Genomic DNA, 18434 nt, shown 5'->3' with positions numbered 1-18434 from the left:
CCTTCCCCCCCCAAACACCCCCCCCCCCCCCCCCCCCTCCCCCCCCCCCCCCCCCCCCCCCCCCCCCCCGCTCCCCCCCCCCCCCCCCCCCCCCCCACCCCGGTGGTCGGGTCAGTAACGAGGGAACGGCGCCCACTCCTTGACGGCGAACGCGTCGCCACGGTGGGCCACCTCGAAGGCGCTGTGGCCGCTGAAGTGCGCCGGCAGCACCAGTGCCCCGGCGTCCGCCGCCCACCCCAGCAGCCGGCGGCGGCTGACCCGGGCCGCCGCGGGGTCCTCGCAGAAGCAGCTGTTGTGCTCCGGGTGCAGCAGCTGCAACGGCGTGTGCAGCAGGTCCCCGGCGAACAACGCCCGGTCGTCACCCGAGCTGAGCTTGATCACGGCGGAACCGGGAGTGTGCCCGGGCGCCGCCTCCAGCCGCAGGTTGGCGTCAATCACGTGCGTGTCCTGGAAGAACTGGGCCTGACCGGAATCGTGGATCGGGACGACGCTGTCCTCGAAGGCGTCGCCCGGCGTCCGGGGCTGGTAGTCCGCCCGGGGCATCAGGTACGTGGCGTTCGGGAACGTCGGGACCCACTGCCCGTCCACCAGGCGGGTGTTCCAGCCGACGTGGTCCGCGTGCAGGTGGGTGTTCACGACCAGGTCGACGTCCTCCGGGCGTACACCGGCCGTCGCCAGCCGGTCCAGGAAGTCCCGGTCCAGGTGGTCCCACATCGGCACCGACGGGCGGGTCTTGTCGTTGCCGACACCGGTGTCGACCAGGATCGTGCGGCCCTCGCTGCGCAGCAGCCAGGTCTGCATGGCCGCGTGCACCAGGTCGTCGTCGGCCCCGAGGTGATCGGGCACCAGCAGGTCGCGGTGCTGCCGCCAGGCGTCGGCCGGCAGCTCCGGGAAGAAGGCGCTCGGCGCCATGATCGGCCCGTGCATCTCCTCGACGCGGGTCACCGTGACGTCGCCGAGCTTGATCTCGTGCATGGTCGCTCCAGAGGGGTTGCGGGCGTACGGGGTCCGGCGCTCGTCGTCGGAGCACCCGGGGTGAGAAGAAAGGTCAGTCGGTGACGGCCCGCTCGGCCGGCACGGCGCCGCTGGTCGCCGTGCTGTGCACCAGCAGCGTCAGCGCCGCCTGGGACGCCGACCCCGGCTCGGTCGTCGCGACCACCAGGACCTGGGCGTGTTCTGTACGCAGGGTCTGCTGGGTGACCGTCAGGGCGCCCACCAGCGGGTGGCGCATCTGGTAGACCGCGTCGCCGAGGGCCTTGACCCGGTGGTCGGCCCACATCGCGGCGAACCGCGCGCTCTTCATCGACAGCTCACCGACCAGCCCGGCGAACAGCGGGTCGTCCGGGAAGTGCCCGGAGGCCATCCGCAGCGTCGCCACCACGGCGCGGGCCTTGGCCGGCCAGTCGGCGTACAGCTCGCGGGTGTGCTCGTCGAGGAAGACCAGCCGGGCCATGTTGGGCCGCTGCCGGCTGTCGGGGGCGGCTGCGTCGAGGTGCCCGGCGAACAAGGCGTGCCCGGCGGCGTTCCAGGCGAGCACGTCACTGTGCCGGCCCAGCACCACCACCGGTACGTCGCCGAGCGCGCTCACCAGTTGCCGGACCGCGGGCGTGACCCGTTCCGGAGCGGGCCGCCGTCGCGTGGTGCCGCCGCGGGTCCCGGCGGCCAGCTCCCGCAGGTGGCTGCGTTCGGCGTCGTCGAGCCGCAGGGCCCGGGCGATGGCGTCCAGCACCTCCGGTGAGGCGTTGGACGACTGGCCCTGCTCCAGCCGGGAGTAGTAGGACGCGCTGACCCCGGCCAGCAGGGCCAGCTCCTCGCGGCGCAGACCCGGCACGCGGCGCCGGTCGCCGTACGTGCTCAACCCCACGTCCTGCGGCCGCAGCTGCGAGCGCCGGGTCTGCAGGAACTCGCCGAGCTGTCGTTTCGCGTCCATGGCACCGAGTATGGGCAGCCCGCCCGGGGCCCAGCCACACCCTGCCGGTGGGAGGCACGGCGGTGGGACCCGCCGCGCCTCCCGGATGCGGCTGTCAGCCGACGCTGATCCAGACGTCGTCGAGGCTGCCGTGGAACTGGTCGTTGTTCACGCCCGTGCCCTTGCCGCCGATGCTCAGCGGCTGCGGGGTGACGACCTCGAGCGTCGCCGGCACCGTCGCGCTCGCGCTCTCCTTGTCGTCGACCAGGATGCTCAGCGTGGTCCCGGCCCGCCGGCACTCGATGGTGTGCCAGTCGCCGTCCGCGACCGACGTCTGGCTCTTGGCGACGTGGATGGCCGGGTCGGTCTTGTCGCTCATCACGCAGCTGGGCTTGCCGGAGATGCCGTCGACCTGGAGCTTGTACTGGCCGCCGGCGGTGGAGTACCCCTTCTGCATGATGTTCTCGCCCGACGAGGTCTCCGCCGGCGAGAGCAGCACGTTGGCGCCGTACCGCAGGTTCTTGCTGCCGGGGTTGAGGTCCGGCACGTCGGTGGCCTGCAGCACGACCCGGGCACAGGCGGTGCCCGCGCACTTGGCCGGGAAGGCGATGCCCTGGCCGGCGCCGTGCGGGACCGTCTTGACCGCGCCGCCGTTGACCGCCAGCGCCTTGAGCAGGTGACCGTTGCCGGAGCCGTCGTCGAACGTGCCGTCGGTGACGGTGGAGTCGAAGTTGTACGACGCCACGTACGGCGACGCCGGCGCGACCGGTGCCGCCTCGGGCGAGTTCGGGCCCCCGAAGGCGGCGTAGCGCTTCTGCGCGGAACCGGCCAGCGTGGTGAAGTCACCACCGATGCTGAGCAGGCCGATGGCCGGGTTGGCGGCCAGCGTCCGGACCCCCACCACGCCGTTGGCCTGCGGCGCCCACTCGGTCAGGTTGCCGGCGCCGTCCACGGCGGCGAGCTTGACCCGCGGCACGGAACCGTCGGTGCACACGCCCTTGACGCCGTTGTTGGTCGTGGTGCAGGCCTTGTCGAAGTGCCCGCCGACGTACGTGGTGCCGTCGAGGGTGGCGATCGCCTGCGCGTCGCCGTCGAAGACCCGGGTCCAGCGGGCCGCGCCGCCGAAGGTGTAGGCGACGGCCCGGCCGCCCTGGCCGCCGAGGGCGGCGTACACGCCGTTGGCGTCGGCGGTCAGCGCGAAGACCTGGGAGACCGGCTTGGGCAGGAAGCTCTTGTCCAGCTGCGCGGTGGTGCCGTCGACCGCGGTGAGTCGCAGCGTGGAGCTGACCCCGTTGGTCTTGTGGAAGCCGCCGCCGAGGTAGACCCGGTTGCCGTAGACGGCCAGCGCGTTCACCGTGTTGTCGGTGGTCGGCGCCCAGCCGTCGAGCGCGCCGGTGGCCAGCGAGAACGCGGCCAGATTGGTCCGCGGTGCGCCGTCGACGGCGGTGAGCCGGCCGGCCACGTAGAGCCGGCCGTTGCCGACGGCGAGGGCGTTGGGCTGGCCCAGCACGGTGTGCTTGAGGGCGGTCGGCTTGCCGGTGCTGGCGTCGACCCCGGCGACGGCGTCGCGGGCCATGCCGGCGACCCTGTCGAAGTCACCGGCGGCGTAGACGGTGGCGCCGTCGACGGCCAGGGCCCGCACGGTCGCGTCGGCGCCGGGGTTCCAGGGCAGCAGGGCGCCGGTCCGCGCGTCGTAGGCCGCGAGCCGTTGCCGCGCCACGGTCTTGCCGCCGACCAGGGCACCGGTGAAGTTGCCGCCGACGTAGACCACGTCACCGCGGTGGGCGAGCGCATACACCGGGCCGTTGAACGACGGCGACGGCGTCGGTCTGCCCGACACAACCTCGGCGAGGGCGACACCGCCCACGGCGGCGACGACGGTGGAGACGCCGACGAGGACCAGCCGGCGGACTACAGATTTTCGGCCATTTCGGTTATTACGCACAACGCAAGCTAACGGCGCTCGCGCCCAAAGGACGCGAACGCCGATCCGGCGATCGGCTCAGATAACCGACCGAAAGGGTACAAAACGTACGGAGATCATCCGACGGGGTGACGCGAGAGATGGCGACGAGCGCGATTGATATTCGCGCACGTTAATTCGTTTCATGTTTTCCGCCGGGGACTGTGGAATACTTCCGAAAACTGCATCCGAAACTTACGAGGAGACGCCAGTGGCCCGCGTGACCATCGCCGCGATCGCCCGCGAAGCCGGGGTCTCGGTACCCACGGTCTCCCGGGTGCTCAACGGCCGCGCCGACGTGTCGCCGCAGACCCGCGAGACCGTGGAGAACCTGCTCAAGCAGCACGGATACCGGCGGCGGGCCTCCCGCCAGCAGGCCGGCAAGGCGGCTCTGGTCGACCTGGTCTTCAACGATCTCGACAGCCCGTGGGCGGTCGAGCTCATCCGGGGCGTCGAGGACGTCATGCACACCTCCGGGGTCGGCACGGTCGTCTCGGCGGTGCACCGCCGCAGCACCGCGACCCGGCAATGGCTGCAGAACCTCTACGCCCGGGCCTCCGACGGCGTGATTTTCGTTACTTCCGACGTGAGCACGCCGGTCTACGCGGAGCTCCAGCGGCTCAACATCCCGGTCGTGGTGATCGACCCGGCCGGCGGCGCCATGGTCGACGTGCCGACGATCGGCGCGACCAACTGGGCCGGCGGCCTGTCGGCGACCCAGCACCTCGTCCAGCTCGGGCACCGCCGGGTCGGCTTCGTCGCCGGCCCGAAGAACCTGCTGTGCAGCCGGGCCCGGCTGGACGGCTACCGCGCGGGCCTGGAGGCCGCCGGCCTCACCCCGGACGAGAGCCTGATCCGCCAGGGCGACTTCCTCTACGACTCGGGCTTCGCCGGCGGCGCGTCACTGCTGGCCATGGCCGACCCGCCGACCGCGATCTTCGCCTCCAGCGACACGATGGCGCTGGGCGTGCACGAGGCCGCCCGGCAGCGCGGCCTGCGGGTGCCGGACGACCTGAGCGTGGTGGGCTTCGACGACCTGCCCGAGGCGCGCTGGGCGTCGCCGCCGCTCACGACGGTGCGGCAGCCGCTGGCCGAGATGGGCGGGCTCGCCGCCCGCAGCATCCTGCGGCTGGCCCGCGGCGAGGAGATCCAGGCGCCCCGGATCGAGCTGGCCACCGAGCTCATCGTCCGCGACAGCACCCGCCCGCCCCGCGACTGACCCACAGCGCCACTGCCTCACGGCATACGGCGCGCCGATTGCGACGGTGGCGCCGGACGCCGCGGCTCGGGGGCGGACGCCCGACCGGATCAGCTCTCGCCGGACAGGTCCCGCATGAGCCAGCCCGGCGTGTCCAGCCGGACGGCGTTGTCGGCGAGCAACCGGCCGAGGGTCTCCTCCAGCGCCTTGACGGAGTCCGCGCCCACCTGTCGTTCCCACTGCTCGCGCAACTCGTCGAAGATCGCCTCGCCCTCGCGCAGCATCGCGAGCCCGTGCTCCGTGACCGACAGGCGCATCCGCCGCCGGTCGGCCGGGTCGGGCTCGCGCCGCACGAACTCGCGCTCCTCCAGCCCGGCGATCGTCTTCGCCGCGGACTGCTTGGCGACGGACATCCGCCGGCCGAGCTCGGAGGCGCTGTCCGCGCCGGACAGGATCGCCCGCAGCGCGAAGTCGTGCACCGGCCGGACGTCCCGGTAGCCACGCGCGGCGAGCTCGGCCGTCGCACGGTCGGCCAGGTCACGGAATCCGCCGAGCAGGAGCAGGGCGAGGTCGGCTCCGGATCGGGACATGCGGGCAGCCTATAAGAGCCTTTGACAAAGACAGCCTGGGTGTCTATCTTTAATCGACACCCAGGCTGTCTATTTGAGGAGCCACCCATGCCCGCCATCACGGCTACCGGAGCCACCATCCCCGGCGTCACCCACCACGTCGCGGACGTCAACGGCACCCGGCTGCACTACGTCTCGGCCGGGACCACCGGCTCGGCGATCCTGCTCGTGCACGGCTGGCCGGAGACCTGGTGGGCCTTCCACAAGCTGATCCCGCTGCTGGCCGCGACGCACCGGGTCTTCGCCGTCGACCTGCGCGGGTTCGGCGACTCGGGCACCGCCGACGGCGACTACGACGACGCCACCTCGGCCGAGGACCTGCACCACCTGACCGGGCAGCTCGGTGCCGGGCCGGTCCACCTCCTGTGCCAGGACATCAGCGGCGGCCTCGGTTTCCGCTTCGCCGCCACCCATCCCGACGACGTCCTGAGCCTCACCGCGGTCGAGTCCACCCTGGCCGGATACGGGCTGGAGAGCCTCGCCGACGTCAACCACGGCGGCTCCTGGCACGTCGGATTCCTCGCCGCCCCGGGCGTCCCGGAGATGCTCCTGCCCGGCCACGAACGGCAGCTGCTCGCCGGCTGGGCCTACCCCCTGATGACCGCGGTCGAGGACGCCGTCACCGAGGCCGACATCGACGAGTTCACCCGCTCGTACGCGCGCCCTGGCGGCTGGCGTGGCACCGCCGGTCTCTACCAGGCCGTCTTCGCCGACGCGGGCAGCATCCGGGCCCTGGCCGAGGAGCGCCCGCTGACCGTGCCGGTCCTCACCGTCGACGCGTTCAGCGCCCCGTTCACCGAGCGGACCTTCCGCCAGGTGAGCGCGGGCGAGCTCACCGCCGTACGTCTCGAGGGCGTCGGCCATTTCGTGGCGCAGGAAGCCCCCGAAGCACTCGCCGCCGCCGTGCTGGACTTCGTGGCGCACGTCGACAACGGCCGCCGGGCCGGCTGACCGGCTGACGCTAGGGTGGGCTGATGGCGTCCAGCATCCTCTCGCAGCGCGACCTCGAGTTCCTGCTCTACGAGTGGCTCGACGTGGCCGGGCTGACTTCCCGGCCGCGCTTCGCCGAGCACTCCCGCGAGACGTTCGACGCCTTCCTGGAGGTCTCCGCGCAGATCGCCGAGCGCGAGTTCGCCCCCCACAACCGGCGCAACGACGCCGAGGAGCCGCGCTTCGACGGCGAGCGGGTGCACATCATCCCGGAGGTCAAGGCCGCGCTGACCGCGTTCAACGACTCCGGGCTGCTGGCCGGGTCGATGGACGAGGCGGTCGGTGGGCTGCAGCTGCCGCACGTGGTGGCCCGGGCCTGCTTCGCCTGGTTCCAGGCGGCCAACATCGCCACCTCGGCGTACCCGCTGCTGACCATGGCGAACGCCAACCTGCTGCTCACCCACGCCGCGCCCGAACACGTCGCCCGGTTCGTGGAGCCCATGCTCTCCGGCCGCTTCACCGGCACGATGTGCCTGTCCGAGCCCCAGGCCGGCTCCTCGCTGAGTGACGTCACCACGCGGGCGGTGCCGGCCGGCGACGGGAGTTACCGGGTCACCGGCAGCAAGATGTGGATCTCCGGCGGCGATCACCAGCTCAGCGAGACGATCGTGCACCTGGTACTGGCCCGGGTCGCCGGGGCGCCGGCCGGGGTGAAGGGCCTGTCGCTGTTCATCGTGGGAAAGCACCTGGTCGGCGACGACGGCCGGGTGGGCCCGCGCAACGGCGTGGAGCTGGCCGGGCTCAACCACAAGATGGGCTTCCGGGGCACGACCAACGCGGTGCTGTCGTTCACCGACAGCGAGGCGTATCTGGTCGGCGAGGAGGGCCGCGGCCTGGCCTACATGTTCCAGATGATGAACGAGGCGCGGATCGGCGTGGGCGCCGGCGCGGTGGCGCTGGGCTACACGGGCTATCTGCACGCGCTGGCGTACGCCCGGGAGCGCCTGCAGGGCCGCCCGGTGGCCGGCAAGGATCCGGTCGCCCCGCCGGTGCCGATCATCCGGCACCCGGACGTGCGCCGGATGCTGCTGGCGTCCAAGACCTACGTCGAGGGCGGCCTGGCCCTGGTCCTGTACGCGGCCAAGCTCGTCGACGAGCAGGAGACCGGTGACCCCGCGCCGGCCGCCGAGGCGCAGCTGCTGCTGGACGTGCTGACGCCGATCGTCAAGGCCTGGCCGTCGCAGTGGTGCCTGCTGGCCAACGACCACGCCATCCAGGTGCACGGCGGCTACGGCTACACCCGGGAGTATCCGGTCGAGCAGTTCTACCGCGACAACCGGCTCAACCCGATCCACGAGGGCACCGACGGCATCCAGGGCCTGGACCTGCTGGGCCGCAAGGTGGTCATGCGCGACGGGGCCGGCCTCAAGCTGCTGGTCCGCACGATCCGCGAGGCCGCCGGGCGCGCACCGGCCGAGCTCGCCGACTATGCCCGGCTGCTGGAGGCGGGCTGCGAGCGGCTGGTCGAGGTCACCGGCAAGCTCTGGTCGGACGGCGACCCGGAACGCGCACTGGCCAACTCCACCGCCTACCTGAACGCCGCCGGTCACCTCGTCATCGCGTGGATGTGGCTGGAACAGGCGAGCGCCGCAGCCGGCCGGCCGGGCCCGTTCTACGACGGCAAGCGTCTCGCCGCCCGCTACTTCTTCACCCATGAGCTGCCCCGCACCACGGCCTGGTTCGAGCTGCTGGAGAGCGGCGACACGCTGCTGGCGGAGCTGGACGACGCGTGTCTGTAGGGGCCCGTCTGCCCTTCCTGGACTCCCCCACCCCGCTGGCGTTCGCCCATCGCGGCGGGGCCGCCGCCGGCGACGAGAACACGGCGGAGGCGTTCGCGCGGGCGATAGGCCTGGGCTTCCGGTACGTCGAGACGGACGTGCACGCCACGGCGGACGGCGTACCGGTGGTCTTCCACGACGCCTCGCTGGACCGGCTCACCGGCACCGCGGGCCGGGTGGCCGACCTGCGCTGGGCCGACCTGGCGACGCTGCGGGTCGGCGGGGCGGGCGCGGTGCCGCGCCTCGACGAGGTGCTGGCCGCCTGGCCGCGGATCCGGTTCAACATCGACGTCAAGGCCGACACCGCGACGGGTCCGACGGTCGAGGTGATCCGGCGCAGCGACGCCGTGGACCGGGTGCTGCTCGCCTCGTTCAGCGACGCGCGGCTGGCCCGGGTGCGGGCGCTGGCCGGCCCGCGGGTGGCGACCTCGCTGGGCCGCAGCCAGGTGGCCCGGCTGCGGATGTCGTCCTGGGTGGGCACCCCCCTGCGCCTGGCCCCCTCCGCGGTGGCCGCCCAGGTTCCGGTGCGCCACGGCCGGGTGCCCATCGTGGACCGGCGGTTCCTCGCCCGGGCGCACCGGCTGGGCCTGCAGGTGCACGTCTGGACGATCGACGACCCGGTGGAGATGGGCCGGCTGCTCGATCTGGGCGTGGACGGCATCATGACCGACCGCCCCGAGCTGCTGCGCGAGGTCTTCACGACTCGCGGACTCCCGCTCTCATAACAACAAGTTCGGTTACGAGGCCATTGACGGCGTGTTATGTGTCGATGATAATCGGCTGCGTTGTTAACGTTCACATAGGAGGACGCAGATGTCCCCGTACCGTGCGCTCCTCGGTCTCGCGACCGTGACGGTGCTGCTCGCCACCGTCGGCGGCGCGGCGCCCGGCCTGGCTCAGGCCCCGGCGCCCCCGCCCGACTACACGATCACCGTCGACCGGACCGCCACCGGACCGGAGATCGCCGACTCCATGTACGGCGTCTTCTTCGAGGACATCAACTTCGCGGCGGACGGCGGCCTCTACGCCGAGCTGGTCCGCAACCGCTCCTTCGAGTTCCTCCCGGCCGACAACGCCGCCTACAACGGGCTCACCGCCTGGACGCCCGGCGCGGAGGCCGGCGGCGCGGGCACGGCGACCACCGCCGACGACGCGGCCCGGCTCAACGAGCGCAACCGCACCTACCTCAAGCTGGCGCTGACCAACCCGGCCGGCGGGCGCTACGGCGTCACGAACGCGGGGTACAACACCGGTTTCGCGGTGACCCGCGGGGCCACGTACGACTTCTCGGTCTGGGCCCGCAGCGACTCCCCCGCCGGCACACCGCTGTCGGTGACCTTGCGCGACACCGCCGGTCAGCCGCTCGCCGCGCCCGTCTCGCTCACCGTCCGCGGTGACGCCTGGACGCGCTACCCGGCCACCGTCCGGGCGACCCGCACCACCGACGCCGGCCGGCTGGCCGTGCTCGCCGGCGGCACCGGCACCCTGCGCCTGGACATGGTCTCGCTGTTCCCCCGCGACACCTACAAGGCCCGCCCCAACGGTCTGCGCAAGGACCTCGCCGACAAGATCGCCGCGCTGCGTCCCGGCTTCGTGCGCTTCCCCGGCGGCTGCCTGGTCAACACCGGCAGCATGGCCGGCTACGACGCGGCGGCGAACTACCCGCGGGCACGCTCGTACCAGTGGAAGGACACCGTCGGACCGGTGGAGACGCGGGCCACCAACGCCAACTTCTGGGGCTACAACCAGTCCTACGGGCTCGGCTACTACGAGTACTTCCAGTTCTCCGAGGACATCGGCGCGATGCCGCTGCCGGTGCTGCCGGCTCTGGTCACCGGCTGCGGGCAGAACCGGGCGACCGACGACCCGGCGCTGCTGCAGCGCCACATCCAGGACGCCCTCGACCTGATCGAGTTCGCCAACGGCCCGGTCAGCTCGACGTGGGGCAAGCTGCGCGCCCAGATGGGCCACCCGAAGCCGTTCGGGCTGACCCACGTCGCCGTGGGCAACGAGGAGAACCTGCCGAACGAGTACTTCGCCAACTTCCTGAAGTTCCGCGAGGCCATCGCCGCGAAGTACCCGCAGATCGTGGTGGTGAGCAACTCCGGGCCGGACGACCAGGGGGCGACCTTCGACAGCCTGTGGGCCAAGAACAAGGCCGCCGGGGTGGCCATGGTCGACGAGCACTACTACAACAGCCCGGCGTGGTTCCTGGGCAACAACAAGCGCTACGACTCGTACGACCGCAACGGCCCGAAGGTCTTCCTCGGCGAGTACGCGTCGCTGGACAACAAGCTGTTCAACTCGCTGGCCGAGGCGTCGTACATGACCGGGCTGGAACGCAACGCCGACGTGGTCAAGCTGGCCTCGTACGCGCCGCTGCTGGCCAACATCGACCACGTGCAGTGGAAGCCGGACATGATCTGGTTCGACAACGACGAGTCCTGGGGATCGACCAGCTACCAGGTGCAGAAGCTGTTCATGACCAACGTGGGTGACCGCGTGGTGCCCAGCAGGTCGACGGGCAAGGTGGTCCAGCCCAAGCCCATCACCGGGGCCGTCGGCCTCTCCACCTGGGCCACCGCCGCCACCTACGACGACGTGAAGGTGACCGCCCCGGACGGCGCGGTGCTGTTCAGCGACGACTTCTCCGGCGGCGCCGGGCAGTGGACGCCGGTGGAGCCGCGCGGCTCCTGGTCGGTCGTCGACGGCGCCTACCGCCAGACCGACACGGCCGCGCTGGACACCCTGGTCAAGGCGGGCAACATCACCGCCACCGACTACGACCTGACGCTCAAGGCCACCAAGCAGGCCGGAGCTGAGGGCTTCCTGGTCGCGTTCGGCGTGCAGCCCTCCGGCGAGCTCTACTGGTGGAACCTGGGCGGCTGGAACAACACCCAGGGCGCGATCCAGAAGGGCGCCGGTGGAGCCAAGGAGATCGTGCTGGCCAAGCCCAACTCGATCACCACCGGGACCACGTACGACATCCGCATCGAGGTCCGCGGCACCCAGGTGCGGCTGTTCCTCAACGGGGCCGAGTGGGGCAGTTTCACCGACGACCAGGTGACCGAGCCGTTCGCCCAGGTCGTCACCCAGGACGACAAGACCGGCGAGCTCATCGTCAAGGTGGTCAACGCCCAGGACGAGCCGGCCGTGACCACCGTGGACCTCGGCGGGCGCAAGGTCGCCGAGCAGGCCCGGATGACCGTCATCACCGGCGACCCGCAGGAGCAGAACACCCGCTCGGCCGAACCGATCCAGCCGGTCACCACGACCGTCAACGGCATCTCCGCGAAGTTCACCCGCACCTTCGCGGCGAACTCCGTGACCTTCCTGCGCATCCGGAGGACCTCGTGAACGACATCAGCCGCCGTACCCTGCTGCTGGGAGGCGTGGGCGCGGGCGTCGTCCTGGCCGCCTCGCCCGCGCAGGCCCGCAAGGCCCGTACCGACGCCCAGATCTACGGCGTGACCACCCGCAACCCGCTCATCGAGCAGCGCGCCGACCCCTTCATCACCCCGCGGCACCGGGGCCGTTACTACTTCACCGGCTCGGTCCCCGAGTACGACCGGATCGTCGTCCGCGGCGCCACCACCATCGACGGGCTGGCCACCGCCGCCGAGTCGGTGGTCTGGCGCCGCCCGGCGACCGGGAAGATGGGCGGCCACATCTGGGCGCCGGAGCTGCACCGCATCGACGGCAAGTGGTACATCTACTTCGCCGCCGGTGACTCCGACGACGTCTTCCGGATCCGGATGTACGTGCTCGAATCGGCCGCGGCCGACCCCACCGACCCGGCCGGCTGGACGTTGAAGGGCCAGATCGCCACCGAGTGGGAGAGCTTCTCGCTGGACGCCACCACCTTCGCCCACCGCGGGCGGCGCTATCTGGTGTGGGCCCAGAGCGAGCCGGAGATCGCGGTCAACACCAGCCTCTACATCGCCGAGATGAGCTCACCGTGGGCGCTGAAGACCAAGCCCACCCGGATAGCCACTCCCACGAAGAGCTGGGAGATCCAGGGCTTCAAGGTCAACGAGGGCCCCGCGGTGCTGATCCGCAACGGGCGGGTCTTCCTGACCTTCTCGGCCAGCGCCACCGACGCCCGCTACTGCTTGGGCCTGCTGACCGCGGACGCCCGCGCGGACCTGCTGGCCAACGCCTCCTGGACCAAGACGCCGGACCCGGTCTTCGTGACCAACGCCGAGACCGGGCAGTACGGGCCCGGGCACAACAGCTTCACGGTGGCCGAGGACGGCCGGACCGACGTCATGGTCTACCACGCCCGTGACTACCGCGACATCACCGGCGACCCGCTCTACGACCCCAACCGGCACACCCGGGTGCAGCGCGTCTACTGGCATCCGGACGGCACCCCGCTGTTCGGCGTACCGGTCGGCGCGGGTGGCCCGATCGTGCGCCTGTCCCCCGCCGACGCGCCGCGACAGTTCGTCACCCGCGACGGCACCGCGCTGGTGGTCCGCCCGCCGGATCATGCGCTGGCCACGACCCAGTTCCGCTTCGTCGCCGGCACCGGTGGCGTCGAGCACCTGCAGTCGGTGGACTTCCCCGACCGGCACGTGCGGGTCGTGGACGGCGTGGTCCGGATCGAGGCGGGCACCCCGACCGGCTTCCGCCGGGTGCCGCGGGGCCGCGGCGTCCACCTCCAGCTGGCCGAGGACCCCACCCGCTACCTGCGGCACCGCAACGGGGTGGTGGTGACGGGCGCCGCGTCCGTCTTCCTGCTGAGCTGAGCCCCGCTGCGGGATACTTGACGCATGAGTGAGCACTACGACCTGATCGTCCTCGGCGCGGGTCCCGGCGGCTATGTCGCCGCGATCCGCGCCGCCCAGCTCGGCCTGCGGACCGCCGTGGTGGAGGAGAAGTACTGGGGCGGCGTCTGCCTGAACGTCGGCTGCATCCCGTCGAAGGCGCTGCTGCGCAACGCCGAGCTGGCGCACATCTTCCACACCCAGGCCAAGACCTTCGGCATGAGCGGGGACGTGAGCTTCGACTTCGGCGTGGCCTTCGACCGCAGCCGTACGGTCGCCGACGGCCGGGTCAAGGGCGTGCACTACCTGATGAAGAAGAACAAGATCACCGAGTACGACGGCCGGGGCGTGTTCCGCGACGCCAACTCCGTCGACGTGACGCTGAGCTCCGGCGGCACCGAGACGCTGACCTTCGACAACGCGATCATCGCCACCGGCTCGACGGTGCGCCTGCTGCCCGGCGTCGAGCTCAGCGACAACGTGGTCACCTACGAGACCCAGATCATGGACCGCGACCTGCCGTCCTCGATCGTCATCGTCGGCGCCGGCGCGATCGGCATGGAGTTCGGCTACGTCCTGAAGAACTACGGCGTGGACGTCACCATCATCGAGTACCTCGACCGGGCCCTGCCCAACGAGGACGCCGACGTCTCCAAGGAGATCACCAAGCAGTACCGCAAGCTCGGCATCCCGATCCTGACCTCGGCCAAGGTCGAGACGGTGACCGACAAGGGCTCGTCGGTCGTGGTCACCTACACCGCCAAGGGCAAGCAGGAGACCATCGAGGCCGACCGGGTCATGATGTCGGTCGGTTTCGCCCCCCGCGTCGAGGGCTACGGCCTGGAGAACACCGGGGTCAAGCTCACCGACCGCGGCGCGATCGAGATCGACGACCACATGCGGACCACCATCGGTCACCTGTACGCGATCGGCGACGTGACCGCGAAGCTCCAGCTCGCCCACGTCGCCGAGGCGCAGGGCGTGGTGGCCGCGGAGACGATCGCCGGCGCGGAGACGATGACGCTGGGCGACTACCGGATGATGCCGCGGGCGACGTTCTGCCAGCCGCAGGTGGCCAGCTTCGGCCTCACCGAGCAGCAGGCCCGCGACGAGGGCTACGACGTCAAGGTGTCGACGTTCCCGTTCACCGCGAACGGCAAGGCGCACGGCCTGGCCGAGCCGACCGGCTTCGTCAAGCTGGTCGCCGACGCGAAGTACAACGAGCTGCTGGGCGGCCACCTGATCGGCCCGGACGTCTCCGAGCTGCTGCCGGAGCTGACGCTGGCCCAGAAGTGGGACCTGACGGCGAACGAGCTGGCCCGCAACGTGCACACCCACCCGACGCTGAGCGAGGCCCTGCAGGAGGCGTTCCACGGCCTCACCGGCCACATGATCAACCTCTGATCCGCGACGAGACCGGTCCCGCGCCGTGGGGGCCGGCCTCGTCCCGCGCCGTTTTATATTGCAGTTGTATTGCCAAACCGGTACCCTGCAATCATGCAGGTTCTTCCGCTCCTCCGCCGGGCCGCCACCACAGAGGCGGCGATGTGGCGCAGCATGTATCTCTGGGCCCGCCGCAAGCCCGTGACCCCGGCCCCGGGCGACCAGGCGTTCAGCTACCTGGGCGTGGTCACCCCGATCCTCGGCGTCTTCATCGGCCTCTCGGTGGTCGAGATCCCGATCCTCGACCTGATCATCCGCAAGGTGGTGCCCTGGGAGCCGGCCCGCTGGATCATGCTGGCGCTCAGCGTCTGGGGTCTGCTGTGGATGATCGGCCTGTTCGCCAGCCTGAAGATCAACCCGCACATCGTGGGCACCGCCGGGATCCGGGTGCGGATCGGCTCGGCCCACGACCTCACCGTGCCGTGGACCGACGTCGACACGGTCAGCAAGGCCTACCGCACGTTGCCGTCGAGCAAGTCGGTGCAGGTCGAGCAGCACGGCGACCGCACGGTGCTCAACCTGCCGACCGGCAGCCAGACCGCCGTCGACATCAGGCTGCGCCACCCGGTGAGCTACCCCCTGCCCAAGGGCCCGTCCGAGCCCGCCGACGAGCTCCGGATCTACGTCGACGACCCCGACGGCTTCGTGCGGGCCTGCCGGCAGGCGACCGGCGCCGAGCATGCGACCATGCGCCATGCCCAAGAAGGTTGATCCGGAGGAACGGCGCCGGCTGATCGCCGACGCCCTGATGCGCGTGGCCGCGGAGCAGGGCCTCGAATCGGTGAGCCTGCGCCACGTGGCGGCCCAGGCCGGCGTGTCGGCCGGGATGGTCCAGCACTACTTCAGCAGCCGCGACGAGATGATGTCCTTCGCGCTGGCGGTCGTCCGCGAGCGCAGCCAGCGCAAGGTCACCGAGGCGCTGGCCGGGCTGGGCGCCGACCCGCCACCACGACTGATGCTGCGCACGATGATCGAGGCGCTGCTGCCGCTGGACGACGAGAGCCGCGACAACGGGCGGGTGGCGCTGGCCTTCCTGGCGTACACCGCGGTCCGCCCGGCCGCGGCGGCCGAGCTGCACGACGACACCGCCCAGATGGTCGACTTCGTGGCGAGCATGCTGAAGGTCCCGGACCCGGTCGGCGCCGCGGCGAGCCTGCTGGCCCTGATGGAGGGGCTGGGCATCTACCTGCTCGGCGGCCAGTACACGGCGCAGCGGGCCCTGCAGGCCCTCGACGCCCACCTGGACCTGCTGTTCCCGGCCTGAGGTAACGTCCGGGGCATGCGCCTGGCAGTGGGAGACGTCGATGTCGCCGAGTACGTCACGGAGCCGGAGGTCGACCCGCTGAACGGCCCGCGGCCGTACCTGCACCCGGTGCGCACACTGGCCGGCGTGCCGGTGACGGACGTCCTGCCGGAGGACCACCAGTGGCACCTGGGCGTCTCGGTCGCGATGCAGGACGTCAATGGCGTCAACCTCTGGGGCGGCCGCACCTACGTGCGCGACCAGGGCTACACCTGGCTCGACGACCACGGCCGGATCATCCACGCCCAATGGCTGGCGCAGGCTGCCGACAGCTTCAGCGAGCGGCTGCTCTGGCTCGGCACGCAGGACGAGACCCTGCTGACCGAAACCCGGACGGTGGCGGCCCGGGCGGTCCCGCTCGGCTGGGAGCTCTCCTTCTCGTACGAGCTGAGCACGATCCAGCCGGTGACCCTGGGCAGCCCGGCCACCAACGGCCGCCCCGGAGGCGCCGGCTACGGCGGCTTCTTCTGGCGCGCAACCCCGGGCCCGACCTCAACCTTCACGGCGTCCCGGACGGGTGAGGAATCGGTCAACGGCAGCGACGAGCCCTGGGTGGCACTGACCGGCCCGGGCCCGTACACGCTGGTCTTCCGCGGCCTCAGCGACGACGACCGCTGGTTCGTCCGCACGGGCGCGGGCGGCTACAACGGGGTGTGCGCGGCCCTGGCCTTCGAAAAAACCGTCACGGTGACGCCGGACGCGCCGCTGTCCCGCACCCTGACCATCCTGGTGGCCGACGGCGCGCTGACCCGGGAGCAGATCACCGCTTGATCATGGCCGCGACTGCCGGCTTTTCGGCAACTTCAATCCTTCCGGAACACCGCCGGCAAAAAGCACCGGCGGCTTCGCGCCCAGCTGGACGGCGGAGAGGTCGACCGCGGCACCCGCGAATTCCGCCTGATCGAGCCGGACTGTCGCACCATTGAAGCGCGCATTCCCGAAATCTATCCGGCCGCCCGTCAACTTGGCGTTGGTGAAGTCGATCTCCCCACCACCGAATCCAGCATCTCCGAAGAAGACCTCCGCGCCTGAGAAGACGGCCCCGTCCGAGTCGGGTCGTCCGAACAAGATCCGTCCGGCAGTGAATTCGGCGAGGCCGAAGTCCACCCGGCCGCCGGTGAATCGCGCACCGCGGAAGTCGACGAATCCGCCGGTGAACTCCGCGAAGCCGAACTGGACTGTGGCCCCTTCGAACACAGCACCCCGGAAGTCGACTCGACCGGACTTGAACTCGGTGTACCCGAATCGGACCTTGCCGGCCGAGAAGTGGGAGTCGGTGAAGTCCCCGCCGTCGAACACCACAGCGGTGAAGTCGAAGTCGTGTCCCTGCCAGGACACGGCCGCGTTCTGCCGCAGATGCGCGGCGATCACGCGAATGATGGTATGCCGGACCTCGCGGTCATGAGCCCAGGCCAGAGCGGCGGGTGTGTCGCGCTCCGCCGGCTCCGGCAGATAGGGCATGCGAAGACAGGCACAGAGGACGTCGATGCACGTCTGACGTTGCGCAATCCAGTCGTCGGCCAGGCCCGCCATGGCGTACACCCCAGCCAGCCGAACTGCTGCGTTCTCGTCGCCGAGTTGCGCGGACGCGGTGGTGAAGCGTTCATTCAGGTGCCTGGCCTGTTCGCGGCGTTCGCGCTCCTTGTCCAGGGAGGCCCCGGTCTCGGCCAACTGGTTGCTCGCCTCAGCCACGCGTTGCCGCCGGTAGGCCATGACGAGAGCGACTACGCCGCCGACGCCCGCGACCGCCGCGAACACTATCTTCAACAAGTCGAAGACGGTCTTCGGATCGACGGTTCGCGGCGCTTTGACGCCGGATATGCCGAACGCGGACAACCCCAACCAGGTAAGGCCCAGAACCACAAGCAAGGCGGCGACTATCACACAGGAGAGGACCGCACCGATCGGCCACAATCGCAGACCCAGGTTCTCGCCCGACGTCCCAGCCGCACCGGAGCCCGCATGACCGTTCTGTGGCATCCCGCGAGTCTAATGGCGCCGGCCGGCGGCCAGTCCACTCGTGAGCACTCGTGCCGCGACGAGAACACCGACAGTGCACCATTCATTCAGGCCGTAGTCGTGGGGGCGGAATTCGAGCATCACCACTCGGAAGTCTGCTGACGACCGCAGCGGCCGGCGCGGTGCCGTCGGTCAGGAGGATCACCAGCTCGTCGAGCACGGCCCCGAGGTCGTCGAGCATGGCCAGGTCGTAGTGCTTGTTGACGACCCGGTCGTCGGTGAGCCGGATCGTGCTGAGCTCCGCCTCGCCGCTGTCCCAGATCAGCAGGTCACCGATCACCTCAGCCGTCTCGAACTCCGCCTTCACCACGGCCTTGCCCCAGTTCGGCAGCACCGGCCCGATGGTCCAGGCGAGTCCGAGCCGCTCCCAGGTCCCGGCCCGGGCGGTCAGGGCGGGGGCCAGCTCCCGCAGCGGAAAGTCCACGCCAGGACT

Annotated in this window: 16 protein-coding genes; 10 read left to right on the top strand and 6 right to left on the bottom strand. The window is 71.0% G+C overall.

What is annotated here, in order from left to right; genetic code table 11:
* Positions 1 to 111: 111 nt before the first annotated feature.
* The 3 genes from ACZ6S4_RS18350 to ACZ6S4_RS18340 all read right to left on the bottom strand — a co-directional run bounded on the left by ACZ6S4_RS18350 (position 112) and on the right by ACZ6S4_RS18340 (position 3854).
* Complete coding sequence (locus ACZ6S4_RS18350; RefSeq protein ID WP_465476079.1) at positions 112 to 975, bottom strand: MBL fold metallo-hydrolase; 864 nt, start codon at positions 973 to 975, stop codon at positions 112 to 114.
* A gap of 73 nt (positions 976 to 1048) precedes the next feature.
* Positions 1049 to 1930 (bottom strand): helix-turn-helix domain-containing protein, encoded by an 882-nt coding sequence (locus tag ACZ6S4_RS18345; RefSeq protein ID WP_465476078.1) that lies wholly within the window; start codon positions 1928 to 1930, stop codon positions 1049 to 1051.
* Positions 1931 to 2024: 94 nt separating this feature from the next.
* The gene (locus tag ACZ6S4_RS18340) at positions 2025 to 3854 is read right to left on the bottom strand and encodes a LamG domain-containing protein (protein WP_465476077.1); all 1830 of its coding nucleotides are present in this window, start codon (positions 3852 to 3854) and stop codon (positions 2025 to 2027) included.
* Positions 3855 to 4083: 229 nt separating this feature from the next.
* Here ACZ6S4_RS18340 and ACZ6S4_RS18335 point away from each other — a divergent pair, with 229 nt between their 5' ends.
* On the top strand, positions 4084 to 5091 hold the full coding sequence (locus ACZ6S4_RS18335; RefSeq protein ID WP_465476076.1) for a LacI family DNA-binding transcriptional regulator: 1008 nt from the start codon (positions 4084 to 4086) through the stop codon (positions 5089 to 5091).
* Between the two features lie 89 nt (positions 5092 to 5180).
* Here ACZ6S4_RS18335 and ACZ6S4_RS18330 read toward each other — a convergent pair whose 3' ends face one another.
* The gene (locus ACZ6S4_RS18330) at positions 5181 to 5660 is read right to left on the bottom strand and encodes a MarR family winged helix-turn-helix transcriptional regulator (protein ID WP_465476075.1); all 480 of its coding nucleotides are present in this window, start codon (positions 5658 to 5660) and stop codon (positions 5181 to 5183) included.
* Between the two features lie 87 nt (positions 5661 to 5747).
* Between ACZ6S4_RS18330 and ACZ6S4_RS18325 the strand changes: the two genes are divergently transcribed.
* The 9 genes from ACZ6S4_RS18325 to ACZ6S4_RS18285 all read left to right on the top strand — a co-directional run bounded on the left by ACZ6S4_RS18325 (position 5748) and on the right by ACZ6S4_RS18285 (position 16753).
* Positions 5748 to 6650: an alpha/beta fold hydrolase gene (locus ACZ6S4_RS18325; protein ID WP_465476074.1), complete on the top strand. Its 903-nt coding sequence runs from the start codon at positions 5748 to 5750 to the stop codon at positions 6648 to 6650.
* A 23-nt stretch (positions 6651 to 6673) separates the two neighbouring features.
* The gene (locus tag ACZ6S4_RS18320; protein WP_465476073.1) at positions 6674 to 8428 is read left to right on the top strand and encodes an acyl-CoA dehydrogenase; all 1755 of its coding nucleotides are present in this window, start codon (positions 6674 to 6676) and stop codon (positions 8426 to 8428) included.
* Entirely contained in the window at positions 8419 to 9192 is a 774-nt protein-coding gene (locus tag ACZ6S4_RS18315) for a glycerophosphodiester phosphodiesterase (protein WP_465476072.1), read from the top strand. The genes ACZ6S4_RS18320 and ACZ6S4_RS18315 overlap by 10 nt, the downstream gene beginning before the upstream one ends.
* A gap of 88 nt (positions 9193 to 9280) precedes the next feature.
* Positions 9281 to 11824: an alpha-L-arabinofuranosidase C-terminal domain-containing protein gene (locus ACZ6S4_RS18310; protein ID WP_465476071.1), complete on the top strand. Its 2544-nt coding sequence runs from the start codon at positions 9281 to 9283 to the stop codon at positions 11822 to 11824.
* Positions 11821 to 13218 (top strand): family 43 glycosylhydrolase, encoded by a 1398-nt coding sequence (locus tag ACZ6S4_RS18305; RefSeq protein WP_465476070.1) that lies wholly within the window; start codon positions 11821 to 11823, stop codon positions 13216 to 13218. The genes ACZ6S4_RS18310 and ACZ6S4_RS18305 overlap by 4 nt, the downstream gene beginning before the upstream one ends.
* 24 nt (positions 13219 to 13242) lie before the next feature.
* A complete protein-coding gene (gene lpdA / locus ACZ6S4_RS18300; RefSeq protein ID WP_465476069.1) occupies positions 13243 to 14640 on the top strand; it encodes a dihydrolipoyl dehydrogenase in 1398 nt (465 codons plus the stop codon).
* Positions 14641 to 14733: 93 nt separating this feature from the next.
* Positions 14734 to 15390, top strand: coding sequence for a PH domain-containing protein (locus ACZ6S4_RS18295; RefSeq protein WP_465476068.1), 657 nt, complete (start codon positions 14734 to 14736; stop codon positions 15388 to 15390).
* Entirely contained in the window at positions 15374 to 15943 is a 570-nt protein-coding gene (locus ACZ6S4_RS18290) for a TetR/AcrR family transcriptional regulator (RefSeq protein WP_465476067.1), read from the top strand. The genes ACZ6S4_RS18295 and ACZ6S4_RS18290 overlap by 17 nt, the downstream gene beginning before the upstream one ends.
* 15 nt (positions 15944 to 15958) lie before the next feature.
* Positions 15959 to 16753 carry a DUF6807 domain-containing protein gene (locus ACZ6S4_RS18285; protein WP_465476066.1) on the top strand — a complete coding sequence of 265 codons (795 nt, stop codon included), beginning with the start codon at positions 15959 to 15961 and terminating at the stop codon, positions 16751 to 16753.
* Here the strand turns inward: ACZ6S4_RS18285 and ACZ6S4_RS18280 are convergent, their stop codons facing one another.
* Together ACZ6S4_RS18280 and ACZ6S4_RS18275 are read right to left on the bottom strand one after the other, a co-directional pair.
* Positions 16754 to 17962, bottom strand: a complete 1209-nt coding sequence (locus tag ACZ6S4_RS18280) for a hypothetical protein (RefSeq protein WP_465476065.1) — start codon at positions 17960 to 17962, stop codon at positions 16754 to 16756.
* 82 nt (positions 17963 to 18044) lie between these two features.
* The gene (locus tag ACZ6S4_RS18275; protein ID WP_465476064.1) at positions 18045 to 18425 is read right to left on the bottom strand and encodes a hypothetical protein; all 381 of its coding nucleotides are present in this window, start codon (positions 18423 to 18425) and stop codon (positions 18045 to 18047) included.
* Between the last annotated feature and the right edge of the window lie 9 nt (positions 18426 to 18434).

Source organism: Actinoplanes sp. NPDC051405, assembly GCF_055586185.1.
Note: the sequence above shows the minus strand (reverse complement) of the source record. Positions and strands in the feature narration are given on the sequence as shown.